We start from the raw sequence: 2,470 nt of genomic DNA on the forward strand, positions 1-2,470 counted from the left end.
GTTTCGGGCTCGACGGACGACGCGCGCTCGATCCCGCAGCGCCGGTGACGCATGTCAGCTTCTACGAAGCCGATGCCTACGCAAGCTGGGCGGGCGCACGCCTGCCGACCGAGGCCGAATGGGAAGCCGCCGCGGCGTGCCACGATGCCACCGGCGGCAACCAGCTCGATGCTCCCGGTGCGGTCGAGCCGCGGCCCGCCGCCGACGGCCCGGCCCTGTTCGGCGACGTGTGGGAATGGACGGGGAGCGCCTATCGGCCTTACCCCGGCTTTCGCGCGGCAGAAGGCGCGGTCGGCGAATATAACGGCAAGTTCATGAGCGGGCAGTTCGTGCTGCGCGGCGGTTCGTGCGCCAGCCCACGGGGCCATGTGCGGGCGAGCTATCGCAATTTCTTCTACCCGCACCAGCGCTGGCAATTCGCCGGCGTGCGGCTGGCGAAAGACCTGTGAATTACGCCGCCGCCAATCGGATCGACCCCGCCTTCCGCGCCGATGTGCTGGCGGGCTTCCGCATGGCGCGACGCGCGATCCCCGCGCGCTGGTTCTACGATCGCGCGGGCTCCGAGCTGTTCGAGCGGATCACGCAGCTGCCCGAATATTATCCGACGCAGGTCGAAACGGCGCTGCTGGAGCGAGTCGCGCCAGAAGTCGCCGAGGTCGTCGGGCCCGGCCGCGCGGTGGTCGAGTTCGGATCGGGATCGTCGATCAAGACGCCGCATCTGCTGGAGGCGGTTGCGCCCGCCGCCTATGTGCCGATCGACATTTCGGGGGAGTTCCTGCGCGAAAGCGCGGCCGCGCTCGCCTCCGATTTCCCGAAGCTGTCGATCCTGCCGGTCGAAGCCGATTTCATGCATCCGATCGAGGCGCCGCCGGAGATCGCGTCGCTGCCCAAGCTCGGCTTCTTCCCCGGCTCGACGATCGGCAACATGGTCGCGCGGACGGCCGTCAACCTGCTGCGCGCGATGGTCGAGACCCTGGGCGTGGGGTCGATGCTGCTGATCGGCATGGACCGGATCAAGGATGTGGACGTGCTGATCCGCGCCTATGACGATGAAGAAGGCGTGACGGCGGCGTTCAACCTGAACCTGCTCCACCGGATCAACCGGGAGCTGGACGCCGACATTCCGGTCGACGCGTTCCGCCACCGCGCGATCTGGAACGACCGCTACGCGCGCATCGAGATGCATCTGGAGGCGATTCGCGATGTGGCCTTCACCATCGAGGGCGAGCGCTTCACCATGGCCGCCGGCGAGACGATCCACACCGAGAACAGCCACAAATACGGCCCCCGCGACGCGCGCCTGCTGCTGCGGGCCGGGGCCTGGACGCCGATCGCGGAATGGACGGACGACGAGGACCGCTTCGCCCTGATCCTCGCCGAGGCCCAGCCGCCGGGCACGGCGCCTTGATTCCGTCACCCCGGGCTTGACCCGGGGTCCCGCTTCCTTACGGCCGCGCAAAGAAGCGGGATGCCGGATCAAGTCCGGCATGACGAAGGGAAAAGATCATGGAGTCAGTCGGTGTCATCGGGGCCGGGCAAATGGGCGCGGGGATCGCGCAGGTCTCGGCGCAGGCGGGGTATCGGGTGTTTCTGGCCGATGTGTCGCAAGAGGTCGCCGAGAAGTCGAAGGCGGGGATTGCGAAGCAGCTCGACCGCGCGGTTTCCAAGGACAAGATAACGCAGGCTGATCGCGATGCGGCGCTGGCGCTGATCGAGCCGGTCGCGGACTATGCGCCGATGGCCGAGGCCTCTCTGATCGTCGAGGCGGCGACCGAGAACGAAGCCGTCAAGCGCAAGATCTTCGAGGCCGCGGGCAAGGTGCTGGGCGCGGACGCGGTGCTGGCGTCGAACACCTCGTCGATCCCGATCACGCGGCTGGCGCAGGCGGCGCCCGATCCGGCCCGCTTCATCGGCGTGCATTTCTTCAATCCGGTGCCGGTGATGGGGCTGATCGAGGTGATCCGGGGGCTCGCCACCTCCGACGAGACGGTCGCGAAGGTGGAGGCCTTCGGGCAGCGCCTCGGCAAGCGGATCGTGCATGCGAACGACGCGCCGGGCTTCATCGTCAACCGCGTGCTGATGCCGATGCTGAACGAGGCGTGCTTTGCGCTCGGCGAAGGCGTGGCGACGATTGCCGACATCGACGCGGCGTGCCAGCTGGGGCTCAACCACCCGATGGGGCCGCTGACCTTGGCCGACTTCATCGGGCTGGACACGTGCCTGTCGATCACGCGCGTGCTGTTCGAGGGGACCGGCGACCCGAAATTCCGGCCCGCGCCGCTGCTGGTGAAGTATGTCGAGGCCGGGTGGCTGGGGCGGAAGACCGGGCGCGGGTTTTACGATTACTCCGGGCCGGAGCCTGTGCCGACGCGGTAGAGGCTGTACCAGCGCCCCTCGACTTCGCTCGGGACGAGCGAGCTCCCGGTTTCGCTCGTCCCGAGCGAAGCGAAGCGTAGTCGAGGGACGCGTG

At 68.1% G+C, this 2,470-nt stretch carries 3 protein-coding genes; all 3 read left to right on the forward strand.

All coding sequences use genetic code 11. The features are described from left to right. On the forward strand, window positions 1-449 hold a 449-nt coding region (locus VFT73_RS04510), incomplete at its 5' end, for an SUMF1/EgtB/PvdO family nonheme iron enzyme (protein ID WP_326408971.1). Then, window positions 446-1,408 (forward strand): L-histidine N(alpha)-methyltransferase, encoded by a 963-nt coding sequence (gene egtD / locus VFT73_RS04515; protein WP_326408972.1) that lies wholly within the window; start codon window positions 446-448, stop codon window positions 1,406-1,408. The genes VFT73_RS04510 and egtD, both read left to right, overlap by 4 nt. 98 nt (window positions 1,409-1,506) lie before the next feature. Continuing rightward, on the forward strand, window positions 1,507-2,376 hold the full coding sequence (locus tag VFT73_RS04520) for a 3-hydroxybutyryl-CoA dehydrogenase (protein WP_326408973.1): 870 nt from the start codon (window positions 1,507-1,509) through the stop codon (window positions 2,374-2,376). The last annotated feature ends 94 nt before the right edge of the window (window positions 2,377-2,470 follow it).

The organism is Sphingomonas sp. (assembly GCF_035758555.1).
GTDB lineage: Bacteria > Pseudomonadota > Alphaproteobacteria > Sphingomonadales > Sphingomonadaceae > Sphingomonas_B.

Coding starts and splice junctions, on each gene's coding strand:
- VFT73_RS04520 (WP_326408973.1), top strand. CDS start 1,507: ATGGAGTCAGTCGGTGTCATCGGGGCCGGGCAAATGGGCGCGGGGATC.